We start from the raw sequence: 244 nt of genomic DNA on the forward strand, positions 1-244 counted from the left end.
GCGCGCTACATCGTCACGGACGACGACCTCGTCATCATGGCGTCGGAAGCCGGCACGCTGCCGATCCCCGAATCGAAGATCGTCAAGAAGTGGCGCCTGCAGCCGGGCAAGATGTTCCTGATCGACATGGAACACGGCCGCATCATCGACGACAAGGAGCTCAAGGACAACCTCGCGAACGCGAAGCCGTACAAGAGCTGGATCGACGCCGTGCGCATCAAGCTCGACGAGATCGAGCCGAAGG

Annotated in this window: 1 protein-coding gene; it reads left to right on the forward strand. The window is 61.5% G+C overall.

Features of this window, described 5'->3' with window-relative positions; translation table 11 throughout:
• Window positions 1–244 (forward strand): hypothetical protein (locus tag SB816_RS34250; RefSeq protein WP_410548531.1); only part of this gene is annotated, 244 nt, incomplete at both ends.

This window comes from Achromobacter sp. SIMBA_011, from assembly GCF_046535435.1.
Taxonomy (GTDB): Bacteria; Pseudomonadota; Gammaproteobacteria; order Burkholderiales; family Burkholderiaceae_B; genus Achromobacter; species Achromobacter dolens.